The sequence below is a fragment of the Natronomonas halophila genome (genome assembly GCF_013391085.1).
Taxonomy (GTDB): Archaea; Halobacteriota; Halobacteria; order Halobacteriales; family Haloarculaceae; genus Natronomonas; species Natronomonas halophila.
Genome location: NZ_CP058334.1, coordinates 2610158 through 2629010 on the forward strand (window position 1 = coordinate 2610158; position 18853 = coordinate 2629010).

The following is an 18853-nucleotide window of genomic DNA, read 5'->3' on the forward strand; positions in this document are numbered from 1 at the left end:
TAAGAATACGGTCACAGTAGTTTGTGGGGAGGTACCATGACACAAGAACGGGACCTAGAGGAGATGTATTCGGATATGGTAACCGCTCGTCACTACGAGGAGCGGTTACAGGAGGAGTATCTAGAGGGCAAACAACCGAAGTTCGACATTTCGGCGGGCCCGATTCCGGGGGAGTTGCACCTCGCGGCGGGTCACGAACCGGCGGCAGTCGGCGTCTGCCAGCACCTCGAGGACGAGGACACGGTGACGGCACCGCACCGGCCCCACCACATCGCCATCGCGAAGGGGGTCGACCTCAAGCGGATGACCGCCGAGATATTCGGCCGCGAGACCGGCCTCTCGAAGGGGAAGGGCGGGCATATGCACCTGTTCGACCCCGAGGTGAACTTCGCCTGTAGCGGCATCATCGCACAGGGCGCACCGCCCGCGGTCGGCGCGGCGCTCGCTGCCAAGAAGCGGAACAGCGACGCGGTTGCGGTCAGTTACCTCGGCGAGGGTGCCATCAATCAGGGCGGTTTCCTCGAATCGCTCAACCTCGCGGCAGTCCAGAACCTCCCGGTAGTCTTCGTCATCGAGGACAACGACTGGGCTATCAGCATGCCCAAAGGACGGGTTACCGACGTTTCGGACGGCTCCCAGCGCGCCAGCGGCTTCGAGATGCCGGGTGAACGCATCGACCACAACGACCCCGTCGCGGTCTACGAGGCCGCCGAGCGGGCGGTCGGCCGCGCCCGCGCCGGCAACGGTCCGTCGCTCATCGAGGTGCAGGTCCACCGGCGGATGGGCCACTTCATGGGCGACGCACAGGGCTACCGTCCGGACGAGGAGATGGAGAAACTCGACGAACTCGACCCCATCCCGCGCATGGAGGAGCGCCTGCGCGCGGCGGGCCTCGACGACGAGCGCATCGAGAGCCTCCGCGACGCCGCCACCGAGCGCGTCGAGGAGGCCATCGACTGGGCGAAAGACCAGCCACAGCCGGACCCCGAGGACGCCTACGAGGACGTCTTCACGAACCCACCGGAGGGGCCGGCCGCGGCGGAAACCGGAGGTGACGACTGATGGCGAAAGCAAGAGAACCCGAACAGACCGACCGCGAACTGACCATGAGCAGGGCGATGGTGGAGGCCATCGCCACCGAGATGCGCGACGACGAGGAGGTGTTCGTGATGGGCGAGGACGTGGCCGACTACGGCGGCATCTTCGACTCGACGGAGGGGCTTCTGGAGGGGTTCGGCCACGAACGCATCATGGACGTACCCATCAGCGAGACCTCCTTTATCGGCGCGGGCGTGGGGGCCGCACAACAGGGGATGCGCCCGATTGTCGAGTTGATGTTCAGCGACTTCTTCGGCGTCTGCATGGACCAGATCTACAATCAGATGGCGAAGAACACCTACATGTCGGGCGGCGGCGTCTCCGTCCCGATGGTGCTGATGACCGCCGTCGGCGGCGACTACAACGACGCCGCCCAGCACTCCCAGACGCTCTACGGCACCTTCGCGCACCTGCCGGGCATGAAGGTCGTCGTCCCCAGCACCGCCCACGACGCGAAGGGCCTGATGCACAGCGCCGTCCGCGACGACGACCCCGTCGTCTACATGTTCCACAAACGCCTGATGGGCATCGGCTGGATGCCGGCCCCCGACGGCCCGAAGACGGGCGTCCCCGAGGGCGATTACACCATCCCCTTCGGCGAGGCCGACGTCAAACGCGAGGGGTCGGACGTTACCGTCGTCACGCTCGGGTTGCACGTCCACCGGGCCCTCGATGCGGCCGAATCCCTCGCCGATGAGGGCCTCGATGCCGAAGTCGTCGACCTGCGAACGCTCGTCCCGCTGGACATCGAGACGGTCCTCGAATCGGTCCAAAAGACCGGCCGACTCGTGGTCGTCGACGAGGATTACCGTTCGTTCGGTGTCACCGGTGAAATCATCGCCAGCGTCGCCGAGTCGGACCTCGACGCGCTGGATGCCGTCGAGCGCGTGGCGATGCCCGACGTGCCGATTCCGTACGCCCGGCCGCTCGAAAAGGAGGTTCAGCCCGATGCGACCGACATCGAGGAGGCCGTCAGGTCGGTCAACGAATGAGCGGCAATCGCGTTGCCGTCGGGACCGAGGAACTGTGGCCCGACGACGCCGACGAGGACGAGGGCTACGTCGCCAACTGGTTCGTCCGCGAGGGCGCGACCGTCGACGAAGGCGACACCCTCTGTGAGATACAGATAGAGAAGGTCAGCATCGACGTGACGTCGCCCGTCGCGGGCCAACTCGTCGAAATCGTCCTCGGCGAGGACGCGGAGTTCGAGCGTGGTGCGACGGTAGCGTACATCGACCCGGCCTGACCGCTCGCGGTTCGCTTTTTACGGCAAATACCGAACGCTGACGACGCCCGGTTCGCTCCGGATTTCGACCCGGTTGACGTCGAGACGGGCCGCTCGTACGAGGGTCGCCTCGTCGTCGAGGACGTCCTCGACGGCTTCGTCGGTTTCGTCGTCGGGGACGGTCAGCACGTGCAGTTCGCCGGTGCCGGCCCGTTCCTGCGTCGTCAGTTCGCCTTCGGCCTGCTCGGCGGCGATATCACGTTCCTGTTTGGTCGGCGGTTCGGCGCTGTGTTCGACGGTGAGGTTCCGCCTCTCCTCGATTTCGACCAGTTGGTAGGTCACTTCCATCGGCGGTTCGGGGGCGACGGTCCCCTCGACGAAGTCGCCCTCCTCGACGCCGGGGTTGTCGCCGAGGGTGTGGACCTGTCCGCGGTCGATATCCTTCAGAACGGCAGACTCCTCCTCCGCATGAGTAACGAGAAAACGGCCTTCGGTTTCGGTCATGTTCGTCTGAAGGCGCTCGGCCTTTTTCCGCGTTTCGAGGGGCGTTGTGACACACCAGCGCTCGATTTCGGGGCTACCGGGACCAGCGGTGGACGATGTAGATGCCCACGGCGCCCGCAAGCGGCAACAGCCACGAGAGGGATTCGGGCATCGCATAGAGGGCCTCGACGAGGGGAGCGGTCACCCCGGACGGTTCCGGCCGCGTCGTCACCTCACCGTCGATGGTGAACTCGGCGGGCATCGAGGCGACGGCGCCGAGATACAGCGTCACGAGATAGCCGGCGCCCGAGGCCGCAAGCGCGGTATCGTACCGGGTATCGCTGCCCTCCCGGCGGTGGTGGCGGGCGACGAGCAGGATGGGTGCCAGCAGGGGCGCGGTCACCACGAACCCGAGGAAGACGAACACCGACCGGACGAAGGTGACCGTCCCGCCGCTGAGGGTGGCCGTCGTGGCGATACTGACGACCAGCGCGAAGGTGAAAAACACCGCCAGCAGCCCGGCGAGGAGGCCGCCGATGACGGCGTAGGCCCGAAAGAGGCGGGACTCGCTCTGTCGGAACGCGTAGGGCACCGCGCCGAACACGCCCGAATACGCCTCGCTCATTACCGGCCGGTAGGGCCGTCCGGCGAATAAACGGCGTGGTATCGGTCGTCGCGCCCGAAACGGTCGCGGGACACATCGTCAACGCCTTTGTGACGCGCCCCGCGCTGACGCACATGAACGTCGATTTCGGGAACGCGCTGGCGGCCGAGACCAATCGAGGGGTCTCCGAGGACTCCCTCGAACGCCTCGACGAGCGCGTCGCTCGGCTTCACGGGCGCATCGAGCGGGGCATCGAAAATCGGGAGTTCGGCTACGCGAGTCTCGCGCTCCCCGAGGACACCGACCCGGCGGACATCCGGTCGGCCGTCGAGGGATTCGACCCCGAGGCGGTCCTGACCGTCGGCATCGGCGGGTCCTCGCTCGGAGCCGATACGATTACGGCCGCGCTCGGTCTGGACGGCCACTACTCGCTGGATAACGTCGACCCCGCCCATACCAAGCGCCTGCTCGCGGACCTGCCGCTGGAGTCGACGCTGGTCAACGTGGTCTCAAAGTCGGGGACGACGGCGGAGACGCTGGCGAACTTCCTCGTCGTCCGGGAGGCGATGGCGGATGCGGGCGTCGACTGGACCGAACGCACCGTCGTGACGACCGGCGAGGAAGGGCCGCTCAGTGAACTGGCCGACGAACACGACCTGCCGTCGTGTTCGGTTCCCGATGGCGTCCCGGGGCGCTTTTCGGCGCTGTCTCCGGTCGGCCTGCTTCCGGCCGCGGCCCTCGGCGGCGATATCGAGGCCGTACTCGACGGTGGCGCTGCGGGCCGGGAGGCGCTCGAACCGTCGCTGTTCGAGTCGCCGGCCTACGCCTACGGCGCGGTGGCCTACGCCCTCGAACAGCGCGGGGCGACGACGAACGCGTTCGTCCCCTACGCGGAGGCCCTGGAGCCGTTCGCCGAGTGGTTCGCCCAGTTGTGGGCCGAAAGCCTCGGCAAGGACGGCCTCGGGCAGACGCCCGCCCGCGCGCTCGGTGCGACCGACCAGCACTCCCAACTGCAACTCTACCGAGCGGGCCGGGCGGACAAACTCGTCACGCTGGTGCGCCCCCGTGAGCGCTCGGACCTCGACATTCCGGAGACGGACATCGAAGAACTCGCCTATCTCGGCGGCGGCAGCCTCGGTGACCTGCTCGATGCGGAGTTCGAGGCCACCGAGGCGTCGCTGGCGGCGGCCGACCAGCCGAACGTCCGCATCGAAATCGACCGCCTCGATGCCGAGGGCGTCGGCGAGTTGCTCTACGGGATGGAAGCCGCCTGCATCCTCTACGGCGAACTGCTGGAGGTGTCGACGTTCACCCAACCGGCCGTCGAGTGGGGCAAGCGCGCGGCCCGCGGCCTGCTCGGTGGCGGCGACTTCGAGGAGGCCGACGCTGTCGAAGACAAGACGGTTCGCAGCGTCGAGAAGTAGGTAGCACCTTTTCAGAACGCGCCGACGGCTTCGGCGTAGTTACTCCCGAAGACGACGGCGTTGTAGACGCCGTGAGCGATGATAGGAACGAGGAGGTTCCCGGTGTATTCGTAGGCGGCGCCGAGCAGGCCACCGAGGACGAACAGCACGGCCAGCGTCGTCGCGAGTGCGGGGCCGAAGCCGCTGGTGAGGCCGTAGGCGGGAATGTGGACCAGCGAGAACACCGCGGCAGCGACGACGACGCCGCCGGCGGGCGTATCGAGCGCGTCCCGAAGCCGGGTCTGGATGACGCCGCGGAAGAGCAGTTCCTCGGTCGGCCCCGTGATGAGAATCGAGAGGGGAATCAACGGCAGCAGGGCCGCCGGGTTCTCCTCGGCCGACTGGGTAACCGAGTGTTCGGTCGTCGTCAGGCCGAGTTGGTCGATAATCGCCGACGCGAGCGCGAGCGCGCCGAAGAGGACGACCGTCGCGGCGACGGCGAAGCCGAGGTCACGGAGCGTCGGTTTCGAGATGCGGAGGTACGACCACGGCAGGTCGTGGCGGTCCATGTAGAGGGCGGCGACCGCGACGAGGCCGGCACCCTGTGCAATCAGGGCGACGGCGTTCCGTTCCGGGGAGTTCGACGGCAGCGGGACGACCGAACTGACAAGCGAGATGCTGATGACGCCGAGAAGCAGGCCGACGAAAAGCCCCGCGAGCGCGAGGGCGGCCGCCCCGGCGACGGCAACGACCGGCGAGGTGCGGTCGGTGGAGTGACTCATCGCCGGCCCTACGGGAGCGAGGCGAATTAACCTTATCAGTCCGGTGTCGGTCAGTCGTCTGACGAGTTTTTATGCGGGAGTGTCACACACATATTGGGTATGCGTCGCTACACCCTCGTCTGCGACGAAGAGACCGCCGAGCAAATCGAGGGGTTAGCAGTCGAATACGGCCTCACCGAACAGCAGGTCCTCGAACAGCTCGTGGGCGTGGGTATCGAGGAACTCGATTAGGGTCGCTTGCGTTCGAGGTCGCTGCCGCAGATTTCACACCGCTCGCGGTGGTCATCGAAGACCCGGCCACAGCCCTGACACTGGAACTTCCAGTCGCGGCGTTCGTCGATGCCCTCCTGTGCGATGACGTCGACGCTGACGTCGAGTTTCTCCGCGACGTTCTGCATCGCGTAGTCGTCGGTGACGAGCGTGGCGTCGAGTTCGAACGAGGTGGCCAGCAGCCGGATGTCGGTCCGGGAGAGTTCCTCAAGGTCGCCGGTCTCGCGGGCGGCGCGTTCGACGCGTTCGACGGTCGCGGGGTCGGGGATGTGAATCTGCATGCCCGAGCCTTCGAGGGCGTCGAAGCGGTAGCCGGCCTCGTCTTCGAGTTCCTCCCGAACCATCGGGATGGTCGCGATAGACTGGTCAGTCGTGTAGTCGTTAATAAACGCCGACGAGTCGAGAACGTGCATCGAAAATTAGCGGGAGACGACGATGTTGTCCTTGACGGCCTGCACGCGACTGATGGGGATGAGCAGGTTGCCGTGGTCGTCGCGGTCGAACTCCGTCGAGGTGACCCGGTCGGCCGGGTCGACGATGACGTTGTGGAGCGACCCAGTCTTCAGGTCCATCGTGATGTTGTAGAGGGTTCCGAGGTTGGAACCGTCCGATCCCATTACCTCCTTGTCCGAGAGGTTCTCAGCGAGTACTTCGGTCATACGCCCCGCTATACGGGGACCATCTATCAACGTTAGGGTCCGCGGCCGGGTGCGACGCCCCGAAAAGGGGACTCCCCGTCGACTCTGGGGTGGAATTTGGGCCAACGCTGAAGGAAGGACTTCCCATCCGTCGGGTATGGACCGTAGACGCTACCTTCGCGCGTTCGCCGCGGGACCCGCCGCTGTCGCGCTGGCCGGCTGTACCGGCGACGACGGGAACGGGGACGGGACTGAGTCTTCGACCGATGCTCCGACGGACACGCCGACAGCAGACCCGACATCCACCCCAACAGACGAACCGACCGAGACGCCGACTGCCGAACCGAGAGGGACGCCGCCGACGAACCCCGACCAGCGCGTCGCCGTCGGCGATGGTTTCGCGTTCGACCCCGAATCGTTCGAAATCTCGGTCGGTGACACCGTCCTCTGGGAATGGGTCGGCGGGGGCCACAACATCAAATACGACGAGGGAGCGGCTCCTGAAGGCACCGACTGGACGGGCACCGCAGGCAGCCGGACGACGACCTACGGCGAGGGCCATACCCACTGGCACACCTTCGAGACGACCGGCCAGTACGACTATTACTGCGTGCCACACCGGAGTTCGGGCATGCGTGCGTCGTTTACCGTGACGGAGTAACCGCCGCGGAGCGACAGTGAAACCGTTATATGCCGGGGTCGGCTGTACGTTCCTAAAGGGATTCTTCTATGTCTGACGCTGACACCACCGACGCCGGGGATTCGGAGGCGCTGCGGACGCCAATCGTCGCCGTACTCGGCCACGTCGACCACGGCAAGACGAGCCTGCTCGACAAGGTGCGCGGCTCCGCCGTCACCGCCGGCGAGTCGGGCGCGATTACCCAGCACATCGGGGCGACGGCCGTCCCGCTGGATACGATATCGGAGATTGCGGGCGCGCTGGTCGACCCCGACGACTTCGACCTGCCGGGTCTGCTGTTCATCGACACGCCCGGCCACCACTCGTTCTCGACGCTCCGCTCCCGCGGCGGCGCGCTCGCCGACATCGCCATCCTCGTCGTCGACGTCAACGACGGCTTCCAGCCCCAGACGTGGGAGGCGCTGGACATCCTCAAGCGGACGCAGACGCCGTTCATCGTCGCCGCGAACAAGATCGACACCATCCCCGGCTGGAACCCCAACCCCGACATGCCGGTCCAGCAGACGCTGGAAAAACAGAGCGAACGGGCCGAAAGCCGCCTGAACGAGCAGCTCTACGAGATTATCGGCCAACTCTCGGACGAGGACTTCTCGGCGGACATGTACTGGCGGGTCCAGAACTTCCGGAAGAACATCGGCGTCGTCCCCGTCTCCGCCGAGACGGGCGAGGGCGTCCCGGACCTACTGACGGTCATGATGGGCCTCTCCCAGCGCTATCTCAAGGAGGAGATGTCCGTCGACGTCGGCGGCCCCGGCGTCGGGACCGTCCTCGAAGTCAAGGAGGAACGCGGCTTCGGCGCGACTGTCGACATCGTCCTCTATGACGGCACCATCCGCACCGACGACACCATCGTCGTCGGCGGACAGAACGAACCCATCGTCACCGAAGTGCGCGCGCTCCTCCAACCGCAGCCACTGGCCGAAATCCGGACGGAAAAGCAGTTCGAGCAGGTCGACGAGGTCAAGGCGGCCGCGGGTGTGAAAATCGCCGCACCGGACCTCGCGGACGCGATGGCGGGCGCGCCCGTCCGCGTCGTCCGTGACCGGCCCGTCGAGGACGTCATCGAGGAGGTCCAGGCCGAACTCGCCGAAATCGACGTCGTCACCGAAGAGGAGGGCGTCGTCGTCAAGGCCGACACGCTCGGGTCGCTGGAGGCAATCGCTTCGACGCTGAAGGAAGACGAAATCCCCATCGTCCGCGCCGAAGTCGGCGACGTGGCGCCGCGGGACGTCGCCGTCGCCTCGACTGCCGACGAGGACAAACACAAGGCCATCCTCGGGTTCAACGTCGACATGCTGGAGGACGCCGAACGCGAAGCCGAGGAAAGCGACGTCAAACTGTTCACCGACGACGTCATCTACCAGCTCATCGAGGAGTACGAGGACCACGTCGAGACCATCGAACGCGCCCAGCAAGAGCAGGTCCTCGACAAGATTCAGCGGCCCTGCCGGTTCCGTATCCTCGACGACCACACCTTCCGCCAGTCCAACCCCGCCGTCGTCGGCGTCGAGGTCATGTCGGGCACCCTGAAACGCAACTCGCGGGTCGTCAAGTGGGACGGCAACGAACCCGAACGCGTCGGCCAACTCAAATCCCTTCAGGACGCCGGCGATGACGTCGACGAGGCCCGGGCGGGCGAGCAGGTCGCGGCCTCCATCGACGGCCCGACGGTCGGCCGTCAAATCGAGGAAGGCGACGAACTCTGGACCGAGATTCCCGAAAAGCACGCGAAAATCCTCGAACAGGAACTCTCCGACGAGATTCCCTCGGACGAACTTGAGGCGCTGCGGATGTACCTCGACAAACACCGGAAACGGGACCCCTTCTGGGGCAAGTGAAGTCGGACGACGATTTTTTGACGACTTGACGAGAACGGCCAGCATGGTCTCCCGTGAGAACCGAGTCATCGTCGGGTTCGTTCTGGCCGCGATGGTACTCGGGTTCGGCGTCACCGAACTGACGGCCCTCCCGTCCGAAGCCTCACTCGGCATCCTGCTCGTCGTGGGCGTGGTCGCACCGATACTCGTGAACAACTATCTCGATGCTGCGGGTTCGGACTGAACCGCGCGGTTAGCGGCGGCCTTCGCAGGTTTTGCGGGAAGTCACGACGCTTCGTCACCGGCCGCGACAACGCGTATCCCAATAATGAGATTTAATTAGCGGGAGTACGATGGACTTCGTGTGGCGGGGACACCACCGGCGACACCGACGCGGTACGATGGCCTGCTGGCAGCCATGCCCGCGTCGGTTGCCGGTGGCGCCGCGGCCGGGTGGCTGCTGGCGATTCCCCTGACGCTCGGTGTCGGCGTCGGGAGCCTGCTTGCGGCCTGTTTCGTCGCCATCTCGCTTTTCGTGGTGCCGCCGGAGTAGTCGCGTGATGGGTTCTGTGCTGTTCGCTTATAAATAGCGGATGGCTTTTCAACACCTCCGAAGCCCTTAGCCGGCTGGCGGTCGCTAAGCAGGATAGGGCCTGCTTAGCGACCGCCAGCGGGCCGAGGGCTTTCTGACTGTTTGCGGTCGAGATGTCGCCACGCTCTACTCGCCTTCCATCAGAGTCGAATCCTAGCGCCCGACCATTTAACAGGGAGACCGACCGAGAGCCACCAATGACGCTTGACCCGGTCCACTTCGACGGCATCGCGCAGTTGGCGGGCCGCATCAGCCAGCGCGTCGATGCCACGGACCACGACTCCTTCGCGGAGACGGTCTTCGAGGAGTTCCTCGACCCCCTCATGCAGGACGGCCGGCGGGTCATCGAACCGCTCGACGAGGTCCAGCGGCGGCGGGTCGACACCGAGGACGCCGCCCTACAGGAAGCGCCGTTTTCGACCCAGCATGGCCTCGATTCGGGGACCATCAACCCGACGACGTTCACGAACGGCCTCGTGCTCGACGTCGCGCAGGCGGCGATGGCGTCGGTTCCCTCGGACCTCGAACTCCACCGGGCGCGGTCGGTGGTGACGACGGTCCACTCCAACGACGCGACGGTCGACTGCGGCGAGGACGACTGGACGATGTTCGACCGCGGCTACTCCCGGGGGCGCATCATTCAGGCCCCGCGAGTGAACCGCTACGAGGAGGCGGTCGTCCACGCGCTGTCGCTGTATCTCGCCGAGGCCAAACACGCCCAGATGCAGTCGGCGGTGGTCGACGACCTCCTGATTCTGGACGGTCCCATCTACCCCAAGGGCCTGCTCGTCTGGAGCGACCGCCACCCCGAACTGGCGGATTTGCTGGTCGAGGAGAAACTCCCGAGACGGGTCGTCGCGGCCTATATCGACCTCGTCGAGGAGTTTGCCGAGCGCGGCGTCCCGCTCATCGGCTTCGTCAAGAACAGCGGCTCGAAGGCGATTATTCAGGCGGTTCGGGAGGCCGAGCGCGCGCCGTGGGTCGACGATTCGGCCTTCTTCACGCGCGTGCTGGAGCGGACCGACGACGACGGCGAGACGGTGACCGGCGACCTCACCTATACCAACTGGTTCGTCTCCCGGGGCGGCGTCGACCAGCCGATGTCGACCGACGGCGACGCGTTGGGAATCGACCGCGAGCGGGACGTCGAGGACTACGAGGTGACGTTCTTCTGTGTTTTCGACCCGCGCAAGGAGCAACTCTACCGCATCGAGGCGCCCGCGGTCTTCACCCGCGACGAGGAGTTACGGGAGGCGCTGACGATGCAGGTGCTCCGGGACGTCGCCCACGAGAAGGGCCCGCCGATGGCCGTGGCTAAAGCCGACGAACTGGCGCGAATCAGTCGCGAGGAGAAAGCCGCACTGGGGCGGGCCATCGAGGAGCAACTCGACGCCGAGCGCGACCGCAGTTACGACGAGGAGCGGTGGGGACTGGTCACGTAGTTATTCGGCCCAGTCGGGGTTCGGCCGCGGCGGCGCGAAGATATCGACCCCACGGACGACCGTCTCGCCGCGGTTTTCGGCGGCGTGGGGTTCGTCGCCGGGAATCGTAAAGGATTCTCCCGGTCCGACGACCGTCTCCTCGCCGTCGGGGCCGATGAACGTCAACTCGCCCTCGTAGACGAACCCCGTCTGTTCGTGGTGGTGGTCGTGTTCCGGGACGTTCGCGCCCGGTTCGATTTCGAAGGCCTGAATGCTCGTCTTCTCGCCGGTCGCCAACTGCGTGAGGTGTACCTTTTCGACTGCTTCGACCGATTCGCGGTCCGAGAGTCCGACGCGTTCCATACCGGGAGGTGGGCGGCGATAATCTTGAGCGTTCCCCACGGCAGTAACACCCGTCGGGCGGTCGACGTGGGTTTTTATTCGACGACGACGAATCCCGGCGTATGTATTCGGTCGTCGGTTGCAAGGAGTGCCACGCGCTGTGGGTCGTCGAGGGGCGCCCGGAGACGACGAACTGTCCCCGCTGTGAGAAGCGCCACAAGTTCGCGAAACTGAAGGCCTTCGCCGAGACCGAGACCTCCGATGCCGCCGCCCGCGTCCGCAGTTCGATGCTCGCCAAGCGCGCCGACGACGGGGAGTTCGTCGACCCCGCCGAAATCGACCTCGACGGCGTCGGCATCAGCGACGAGGAGTTCCTGACCGCCTCCGGACTGGATACCGACGAGGTCGCTGCAGCCGGCGAACGCGCGGAGGGCGGAGGTGGCGGCTCCCGGAGCCGCAAGCAAATCGTCCGCGACGCCCTCGAAGAACTCGATGAGCCGACGACCGAGGACGTGGTCGCCTACGCCGAAGAGGCGGGCGTCCCGGAATCCTATGTCGAACGCGCCCTCGAAAAACTCAAGCGGGCCGGCGAGGTGACCGAATCCGGCGGCGTCTACCGACCGCTCTGAGGTCCACCGCGGCGAGACGGTTGGGCTTTTAGCCGGCCGTACTGAGACCCCAGTATGAATCGCGACCCTGCGGATTACAGCCGGTTGCTCGTTCTGTTGGTGTTCGTGCCGCTCCTGTTGGCGGATTTGGCGTTCGGCCTGCCCGACGGCGCCTTTGCCGGCGTGGGTGCGCTCGTCTTCGTCGTCGCTGCGGGCATCCACCTCTACGGCGGCGAACGGCAGGCGGCGGTCGGGTGGCTGCTGTTCGGCGCTGCGTTGGGATTGGTCGGTCTCGTGGACGTTCAGCAGGACACGCTGTACCTCTTTGCAGTCGGCGTGCTGTTCGTCGCGGGGCTATTCGCGCTCGGAAGCCAGCGCGTTGCGGACCGATTGGAAGACCAGTAACGGGTCGGGCTTTATCGGCCGAGTTCCTCGTGAGCGCTCGCGAGGTGGTCGGACGCAAGCGCGCCGAGCAGGGAGAGTTCGCCACCGAGGGCTGCGGTGGCGATGACTTCCGCGAGCGCGTCGGCATTCGACCCGGCGGGGTCGCCGCCACCGGAGACGCCGACGACGTCGAGTGCCTCGGCCTGCGTCGGGAGTTTGGTGCCGCCGCCGACGGTGCCGACTTCCAGCGACGAGAAGGTGATGCTGGCATAGAGGTCGCCATCGCGGACGTCGGCGGTCGTGATGGCGTTGCTGCCCTCGACGACCTGTGCGATGTCCTGGCCGGTCGCGAGGAAGGCGGCGGCGACGGTGTTGGCGGCGTGGGCGTTGAAGCCGAGCGCGCCCGCCTTCGCGGAACCGACGAGGTTCTTGCGCGTGTTAGCCTCGACGATGGCCTCCGGCGTCGTCTTGAAGTAGCTCTCGACGGTTTCTCGCGGAATCTCGATGTCAGCCGCCACCGTCCGCCCGCGGCCCTCCACGCTGTTGATTGCGGCGGGTTTCTTGTCGGAACAGAGGTTGCCCGACAGCGCGACGAGTTCGGCGGGCGTTCGGTCGGTGACGACCTCACAGGCCTCTTCAGTGGCGATTGTGGCCATGTTCATCCCCATCGCGTCCTTGGTGTCGTAGGCAAAGCGGAGGAAGACGTTGTCGCCGACGACGTAGGGCGTCACGTCGCGCAACTCGCCGTGGCTGGTCGTCGATTCGGCTGCGGCGGCGAGTTTGTCGACGTTTGCGCGGACCCACGAGGCGACTTCGCTGGCTTCGCCGACGTCCTCGACGCGGAAGACCGGTGCGCGCGTCATGGCGTTTTTGAGGACGCGCGCGGTCGCGCCGTCGGCGGCCCGAATCGCGGCACAGCCACGGTTCACCGAGGCGACGAGCGCGCCTTCGGTCGTCGCCAGCGGGAGGAACTTCGAGCCCTCGACGGCCCCGCCGTCGATGCGGATGGGGCCGACGATGCCCATCGGAACCTGCGCGGCGCCGACCATGTTCTCGATGTTCGGGTTGGCGTCCGCGGCGTCGAAAGTATAGGCGCCGATGGCATCAAGGTCGGCCTCGGTGCGCTCGACGAGGAGGCGGCGGCGGGCGTCGGCGGCCGTTTCGGCGTCGGCGTGCTGTTCGAGTTCGTGTAGCCGCAACTCGCCGTTCTGGACGGCGTCGACGAGTTCCTGAGTGTCCATATCGGCGGGTAGTGGGGCGATGACTAAGGGTTTCCGTCCCGCGGCCGGCCCGCCAGCGGCGGGATTGAAGGCGATGGCGTCCGGCGTTCCCGGTATGACAGACGCCGCGGATCGGATTTTTACGAACGCCGAGGTACATACGCTGGCCGACCCCGACGAGACGTACGAGGCGGTCGCCGTCCGCGATGGCCGCGTCCTCCGGGTCGACTCCGCCTACGAAATCGAATTTCTGGAGGGCGTCGACACCGATATCGTCGACTGCGAGGGTGGCGTCCTCCTGCCGGGATTCATCGACGCCCACACGCACATGGAGGTGGTCGGCCGGCGACTCGTCCACGCCGACCTCGGGGGAGCCGAGAGCCGCGCGGAAGCCCTCGACCGACTCCGCGAGACGCCCGACGAGGAGTGGGTCCTCGGCTACGGCTACGACGAATCGACCTGGGACGACGACCGCTATCTCACCCGCGAGGAACTGGACGGCGTCTCCGAGGACAAGCCCGTCGTCGCTTTCCGCGAGGACCTGCATACGGCCTCGGTCAACTCCGTCGTCCTCGACCGCTATGCAGCGGACCTCCCGGAGGAAGACGTCGAGTACGCGGACGGCGACCCGACCGGCGTCGTCACCGAGGACGCCGCCGAATTCCTGCGGATGGAGACCGCACCGGACCGCGAGGAGACGCGCGAACTCATCGCGGCTGCCCGCGACCACGCCCACGAACTCGGGATTACGGGCGTCCACGACATGGTCCGACAGTCCGATGCACCCGCGGCCTACCGCGAACTGGCCGTCGCCGACGACCTCGACTTGCGGGTACGCCTCTACTACTGGGCTGACCACCTCGATGCCGTCGAGGAGACCGGTCTCGTCACCAACCACGGCGGCGAATTCGTCGAGGTAGGTGGCATCAAGACCTTCACTGACGGCTCGCTGGGCGCCTTGACGGCGAAACTCTCCGAGCCCTACGCCGACGGCGAGGGGACGGGCGAGTGGGTTGTCGACCCCGAGGAGTTGGCCGATATTGCCGAACGAGCCGACGACCTCGGGATGCAACTGGCGGTGCACGCCATCGGTGACGAGGCTATCGAGGTGACCCTCGAAACGCTGCCCGACGACCCCCAGTCGCGACACCGAATCGAACACGCCGAACTCCTGCCGGCGGACCTCGAGGACTTCGACGCCGTCGCCTCGATGCAACCCAACTTCCTGCGATGGGCCCGCGAGGACGGTCTTTACGAGAAGCGGCTTGGTCCCGACCGGACTGCCGACTCGAACCGGTTCTCGGACATCCTCGACGCCGACGTGCCGCTCGCCTTCGGCAGCGACTGCATGCCGGTCGACCCGCTCTACGGAATACAGGAAACCGTCACCGCTCCCGTCGAGAGCCAGCGACTGTCGGTGACCGAGGCGCTCCGTGCGTACACGTCCGGGGCGGCCTACGCCGGCCACGACGAGGACCGATTCGGGACCATCGAGGAAGGCAAGGCCGCTGACTTCGTCGTCCTCGATAAGTCGCCGTGGGACGTTGATCCGGAGGACATCGCCGATATCGACGTGGCGATGACCGTCGTCGACGGCGACGTCGTCTACGGGAGCGAGTGATTCCCGATGTTACCGACGGCAACGCAGGTCGCGCTCGTCGTGGCGCTGGCCGTCGCGTTCGTCTCCATCTGGTATTTCGAGGGCCGAGGCCGGTGGCGGTCGCTGGTCTCGGACCGATTCATCCGCGGTGTGCCGTGGGGGACGTTCGTCGTCGTCGGCATCGTCGTCGCCTTCTACCTGTTCGCACAGGGCGGACTGCGGAACTGGGATTCGCCGGTCATCTACCCCTTCGTCACCTGGTCGTACCTCTACCCGACCGGTCTGCTTACGGCGGGCATCGCCCACGGGAGCCCGGCCCATATCATCTCGAACATGACGGCGACGCTGGCGCTGGCACCCATCGCCGAGTACGCCTGGGGCCACTACGCGCCCTCCCGGCGCGACGAGTACGCGCGGCCGGCCGAGGGCGTCCTCGCGAATCCGTGGGTGCGGGCCGTCGTCGTCTTCCCGGCCGTCCTGCTCGCGGCGGCGTTTCTCACGTCGTTTTTCTCGCTGGGGCCGGGCCTCGGCTTCTCCGGTGCCGTCTTCGCCATCGCCGGGTTCGCGGTGGTGAACTACCCCGTTTCGACGGTCATCGCCGTCGTCGTCGGGGGCGTGTTGCGAACGCTCTATACGGCGTTTGCGACGCCCATCGTGCATGCGACGGTCGAATCCGGCGCACCCTCGCCGCCCGCGTGGGCGGGCATCGGCTTTCAGGCACACATGCTCGGGTTCCTGCTCGGCGTGGTGGCCGGCGCCGCCTTGCTGTGGTGGCGTGACCGCCAGCCATCGGCCGAGCGGGTGTTCTTCGGAACGTTCCTGTTAGCCATCGCGCAGACGCTGTGGCTGGTCGTCTGGGTCGACGGGGAGGTGTACACCCTCTATCGAGGGGCCGGTGTGGCCTTCGTCGCGCTGCTGACGATGGCGGTCACCGTCGCCGCAGCGGGGAGTCGAAAGCCGTTGCCGCGGCCGTTCTCGGAGTTCGGGTGGGTTCCATCGCGGCGCCAACTGGCGCTGGTGTGGCTCGGCGTGCTCTCGTTTTTAAGTGCAGGGACTATCGCCGGTCTCGCAGTCGAGGGCGACCCGCTGTGGTGGGCGGCGGGAATCCTCGTCCCGCTCGCGGTGCTTTCGATACCGGCGGTGGTCGCACTGCTGCCGGAGCGGTGGCTCGGCGGACCGACCAGCGGCCGACAGGCCGGCGTCGTCATCGTCGTGGTCGTGACGCTGGCGGTCGCGCTGCCGAGCATTCCGCTCGGTCTCCTGACTGTCGATGCCGACAGCGCCCCCGATACGGACGGCGTCGACGTGCGCGATTACCACGTCACCTACGCCGAGAACGCGACGCCGGGTCAGGCGTCGCTCATCGACTGGGGCAACGAGACGACGTCGAACAATCAGACCGGCGTCATCATGGTGAGCGACGCCCGCGAGATGTGGACCATCGGGACCCGCGGTGCGGTGCTCGAACACGACGGCAACGACACCATCGTCGTCGGTGGCGTCGGCTGGCGGGAGGAAATCGAGGTCAACCGAACCGGCTGGGACGTCGTCGGCAACGACAGCGCCTACGCGGTCGATTTGACCGTCGACGGCGAGACGACTCGGTCCTTCGCCACCGAACCGAAACGGGCCACCGCGCGTATCGACAACCGAACCGTCGCGGTCGCGCCTCGGCCCGACGGCTTCGAGATACTGGCCTTCCACGACGACGAGCGGGCCGGAACCGCCATGATGCCGCCGGTCAACGAGAGCGTCCGCATCGACGGCGTCCGGTTCGAGACGCGGCCCGGTGAGGACGGCGACCGACTGGTGGCGACCCGCGGGGGCACCGAGATTCAGGTCGCCGAGCGGGAGTCCTACGCGTAGTCGACGCCGGCATCACCATCCCGATTTATAGGCGTTCCGCGCCTTTGTCGGTCCATGACTGACGAGACGGTATCCGACGAAGCGGACGCGTCGAACACGCCGTGGCGGGTCGGCCGCCTGCTGGTCGGCCTCGGCCTCGCGCTGCAGGCGTCGGAGGACTTCCGCGATATGGAGGGAACCATCGAGTACGCCGAATCGGCCGGCGTGCCCGAACCGGACGTGCTGGCGCCGCTGGCCTCGGTGTCGATGTTCCTCGGTGGGCTCGGTGTCGCGTTCTGGCGACTGCCACGGCTGTCGACGGCCGCCGTCACCGGATTTCTCGCCGTCGTGACCCCGACGATGCACGACTTCTGGAACGCCGACGAGGACAGCAAGGAGGGCGAACGCCTCGCCTTCTTCGGCAACCTCACCATGTTGGGCGCGGCGCTGGTCTTCCTCCGCGAAGCGTACCGCCGCGACTGACCGGCTGACGCGACCGTTTTTCCGGGGTTCCTACCTGTCGAACAGCCTGTGTCTCGCCGCTGATAGCTGCGAGAACTCGTCGACCGTTCTTCGTTATGAATCACTATAGTGGCAATATCTTCCTCGCCTGTCTCCTATTGAAGACAAAATTTTATCAAAGATGGGGTCCGTGGGCTAGGACAACCCAAGGTGCACAACTGATGCCCGAAATGGAGACGGTCGACCTCGAGACGGACCTGAGCCTCTTCAAGTACGACAACCTAGAGCAACTTCCACCTGCGTATCGGGAGTTGAGCGAAGAACAACGAACGGAGCGCATCGCGGCCGCCAAGGAGAAACTGGGCGAGGACGTGATTATCCTCGGCCACAACTACCAGCGCCGGGAAATCGTCGAACACGCCGACTTCATCGGCGATTCCTACGAATTGAGCCAGCGGGCCGCCAACGCCGACGCCGAGTACGTAATCTTCTGCGGCGTGACGTTCATGGCCGAATCGGCCGACATCATCACCGACGACGACCAGACGGTCATTCTGCCGTCGATGGAGGCCTCCTGTCCGATGGCGGGGATGGCCGAGGCGCTGCAGGTCGACGCCGCGTGGGCCGAACTCAACGCGGCCGCGGACGATGACTCGAACATCATCCCGATTACGTACATGAACAGCTATGCCGACCTGAAGGCCTTCTGTGCCGAACAGGGCGGCCTCGTCTGTACCTCCTCGAACGCCCACAAGGCCTTCGAGTACGCCTTCGAGCGCGGTGACAAGGTGCTCTTCCTGCCCGACAAACACCTCGGGGGGAACACGGCCCACCGCCTCGATATGGAAGACGCAACGGCTGAATGGGACCCGTGGGACCCCGAATCGAAGGACGCCGACGAGGTGGCCGACGCCGATATCATCCTCTGGGACGGCTACTGTCAGGTCCACGAGCGCTTCACGGAGCAGCACGTTGAGGACATCCGCGCCGACCACGACGACGCCAACGTCATCGTCCACCCCGAGTGTCGCCGCGAAGTCGTCGAAGCCGCCGACGTGGCAGGGTCGACCTCGACCATCTGTGAGACGGTCGAAAACGCCGACCCCGGCGAGACGTGGGCCATCGGCACCGAGATTCACCTCACTAACCACCTCCAGCGGTGGCATCCCGAGGTGAACGTCCTTCCGCTGTGCGGCGACGCCTGTATGGATTGTAACGCCATGCGGCAGGTCGACCCGAACTACCTGACGTGGGTGCTGGAGGAACTGGTCGACGGCAACGAACGCAACGTCATCGAGGTCGCGCCGCGCGAGAAGGACCTCGCGGAACTGGCGCTGGAACGGATGCTGGAGGTCTAAC

General features: G+C 66.2%; 23 protein-coding genes. 16 read left to right on the forward strand and 7 right to left on the reverse strand.

Annotation, left to right across the window (positions count from 1 at the left end; translation table 11 throughout):
- The first annotated feature begins 63 nt into the window (after positions 1–63).
- From HWV23_RS13890 to HWV23_RS13900, 3 genes are read left to right on the forward strand one after another with little or no spacing between them, the layout of a single operon-like run.
- The gene (locus HWV23_RS13890) at positions 64–1062 is read left to right on the forward strand and encodes a thiamine pyrophosphate-dependent dehydrogenase E1 component subunit alpha (RefSeq protein WP_178291676.1); all 999 of its coding nucleotides are present in this window, start codon (positions 64–66) and stop codon (positions 1060–1062) included.
- Positions 1062–2090, forward strand: coding sequence for an alpha-ketoacid dehydrogenase subunit beta (locus HWV23_RS13895; RefSeq protein ID WP_178290992.1), 1029 nt, complete (start codon positions 1062–1064; stop codon positions 2088–2090). Before HWV23_RS13890 ends, HWV23_RS13895 begins: the two co-directional genes overlap by 1 nt.
- Positions 2087–2344: a lipoyl domain-containing protein gene (locus HWV23_RS13900; protein WP_178290993.1), complete on the forward strand. Its 258-nt coding sequence runs from the start codon at positions 2087–2089 to the stop codon at positions 2342–2344. Before HWV23_RS13895 ends, HWV23_RS13900 begins: the two co-directional genes overlap by 4 nt.
- 18 nt (positions 2345–2362) lie before the next feature.
- Here the strand turns inward: HWV23_RS13900 and HWV23_RS13905 are convergent, their stop codons facing one another.
- Positions 2363–2827, reverse strand: a complete 465-nt coding sequence (locus HWV23_RS13905; RefSeq protein ID WP_178290994.1) for a DUF5812 family protein — start codon at positions 2825–2827, stop codon at positions 2363–2365.
- A gap of 73 nt (positions 2828–2900) precedes the next feature.
- Positions 2901–3431, reverse strand: a complete 531-nt coding sequence (locus HWV23_RS13910; protein ID WP_178290995.1) for a DUF8056 family protein — start codon at positions 3429–3431, stop codon at positions 2901–2903.
- A 113-nt stretch (positions 3432–3544) separates the two neighbouring features.
- Between HWV23_RS13910 and HWV23_RS13915 the strand changes: the two genes are divergently transcribed.
- The gene (locus tag HWV23_RS13915) at positions 3545–4834 is read left to right on the forward strand and encodes a glucose-6-phosphate isomerase (RefSeq protein WP_178290996.1); all 1290 of its coding nucleotides are present in this window, start codon (positions 3545–3547) and stop codon (positions 4832–4834) included.
- 11 nt (positions 4835–4845) lie between these two features.
- On the opposite strand, the gene HWV23_RS13920 is transcribed toward HWV23_RS13915, so the two are convergent.
- The gene (locus tag HWV23_RS13920; protein WP_178290997.1) at positions 4846–5595 is read right to left on the reverse strand and encodes a CPBP family intramembrane glutamic endopeptidase; all 750 of its coding nucleotides are present in this window, start codon (positions 5593–5595) and stop codon (positions 4846–4848) included.
- A 99-nt stretch (positions 5596–5694) separates the two neighbouring features.
- On the opposite strand from HWV23_RS13920, the gene HWV23_RS13925 reads away from it, so the two are divergent.
- Positions 5695–5826, forward strand: a complete 132-nt coding sequence (locus HWV23_RS13925; protein WP_178290998.1) for a CopG family transcriptional regulator — start codon at positions 5695–5697, stop codon at positions 5824–5826.
- Here HWV23_RS13925 and HWV23_RS13930 read toward each other — a convergent pair.
- Both HWV23_RS13930 and HWV23_RS13935 read right to left on the reverse strand, forming a co-directional pair.
- The gene (locus tag HWV23_RS13930) at positions 5823–6278 is read right to left on the reverse strand and encodes an NOB1 family endonuclease (protein WP_178290999.1); all 456 of its coding nucleotides are present in this window, start codon (positions 6276–6278) and stop codon (positions 5823–5825) included. The two genes, HWV23_RS13925 and HWV23_RS13930, sit on opposite strands and share 4 nt — an antisense overlap.
- A gap of 6 nt (positions 6279–6284) precedes the next feature.
- A complete protein-coding gene (locus HWV23_RS13935) occupies positions 6285–6524 on the reverse strand; it encodes a PRC-barrel domain-containing protein (protein ID WP_178291000.1) in 240 nt (79 codons plus the stop codon).
- 136 nt (positions 6525–6660) lie between these two features.
- On the opposite strand from HWV23_RS13935, the gene HWV23_RS13940 reads away from it, so the two are divergent.
- The 5 genes from HWV23_RS13940 to HWV23_RS13960 all read left to right on the forward strand — a co-directional run bounded on the left by HWV23_RS13940 (position 6661) and on the right by HWV23_RS13960 (position 11054).
- Complete coding sequence (locus HWV23_RS13940; protein ID WP_178291001.1) at positions 6661–7164, forward strand: plastocyanin/azurin family copper-binding protein; 504 nt, start codon at positions 6661–6663, stop codon at positions 7162–7164.
- A gap of 68 nt (positions 7165–7232) precedes the next feature.
- Positions 7233–9041: a translation initiation factor IF-2 gene (gene infB, locus HWV23_RS13945; protein WP_178291002.1), complete on the forward strand. Its 1809-nt coding sequence runs from the start codon at positions 7233–7235 to the stop codon at positions 9039–9041.
- A gap of 43 nt (positions 9042–9084) precedes the next feature.
- Positions 9085–9264: a DUF7987 family protein gene (locus tag HWV23_RS13950; protein ID WP_178291003.1), complete on the forward strand. Its 180-nt coding sequence runs from the start codon at positions 9085–9087 to the stop codon at positions 9262–9264.
- Between the two features lie 120 nt (positions 9265–9384).
- On the forward strand, positions 9385–9573 hold the full coding sequence (locus HWV23_RS13955; protein ID WP_178288268.1) for a DUF8015 family protein: 189 nt from the start codon (positions 9385–9387) through the stop codon (positions 9571–9573).
- Between the two features lie 236 nt (positions 9574–9809).
- On the forward strand, positions 9810–11054 hold the full coding sequence (locus HWV23_RS13960; protein ID WP_178291004.1) for a DNA double-strand break repair nuclease NurA: 1245 nt from the start codon (positions 9810–9812) through the stop codon (positions 11052–11054).
- Here the strand turns inward: HWV23_RS13960 and HWV23_RS13965 are convergent, their stop codons facing one another.
- On the reverse strand, positions 11055–11396 hold the full coding sequence (locus HWV23_RS13965; RefSeq protein WP_178291005.1) for a cupin domain-containing protein: 342 nt from the start codon (positions 11394–11396) through the stop codon (positions 11055–11057).
- A gap of 101 nt (positions 11397–11497) precedes the next feature.
- Between HWV23_RS13965 and HWV23_RS13970 the strand changes: the two genes are divergently transcribed.
- Both HWV23_RS13970 and HWV23_RS13975 read left to right on the forward strand, forming a co-directional pair.
- The gene (locus tag HWV23_RS13970; RefSeq protein WP_178291006.1) at positions 11498–12004 is read left to right on the forward strand and encodes a DUF5817 domain-containing protein; all 507 of its coding nucleotides are present in this window, start codon (positions 11498–11500) and stop codon (positions 12002–12004) included.
- Between the two features lie 54 nt (positions 12005–12058).
- Complete coding sequence (locus tag HWV23_RS13975) at positions 12059–12388, forward strand: hypothetical protein (RefSeq protein WP_178291007.1); 330 nt, start codon at positions 12059–12061, stop codon at positions 12386–12388.
- An 11-nt stretch (positions 12389–12399) separates the two neighbouring features.
- On the opposite strand, the gene hmgA is transcribed toward HWV23_RS13975, so the two are convergent.
- A complete protein-coding gene (gene hmgA / locus HWV23_RS13980; protein ID WP_178291008.1) occupies positions 12400–13608 on the reverse strand; it encodes a hydroxymethylglutaryl-CoA reductase (NADPH) in 1209 nt (402 codons plus the stop codon).
- 94 nt (positions 13609–13702) lie between these two features.
- On the opposite strand from hmgA, the gene HWV23_RS13985 reads away from it, so the two are divergent.
- The 4 genes from HWV23_RS13985 to nadA all read left to right on the forward strand — a co-directional run bounded on the left by HWV23_RS13985 (position 13703) and on the right by nadA (position 18852).
- Complete coding sequence (locus HWV23_RS13985) at positions 13703–15208, forward strand: amidohydrolase (RefSeq protein WP_178291009.1); 1506 nt, start codon at positions 13703–13705, stop codon at positions 15206–15208.
- 6 nt (positions 15209–15214) lie between these two features.
- A complete protein-coding gene (locus HWV23_RS13990; RefSeq protein WP_178291010.1) occupies positions 15215–17053 on the forward strand; it encodes a rhomboid family intramembrane serine protease in 1839 nt (612 codons plus the stop codon).
- Between the two features lie 54 nt (positions 17054–17107).
- A complete protein-coding gene (locus HWV23_RS13995; protein ID WP_178291011.1) occupies positions 17108–17515 on the forward strand; it encodes a DoxX family protein in 408 nt (135 codons plus the stop codon).
- A 200-nt stretch (positions 17516–17715) separates the two neighbouring features.
- Positions 17716–18852 (forward strand): quinolinate synthase NadA, encoded by a 1137-nt coding sequence (gene nadA, locus HWV23_RS14000; protein ID WP_178291012.1) that lies wholly within the window; start codon positions 17716–17718, stop codon positions 18850–18852.
- Position 18853 lies beyond the last annotated feature (1 nt).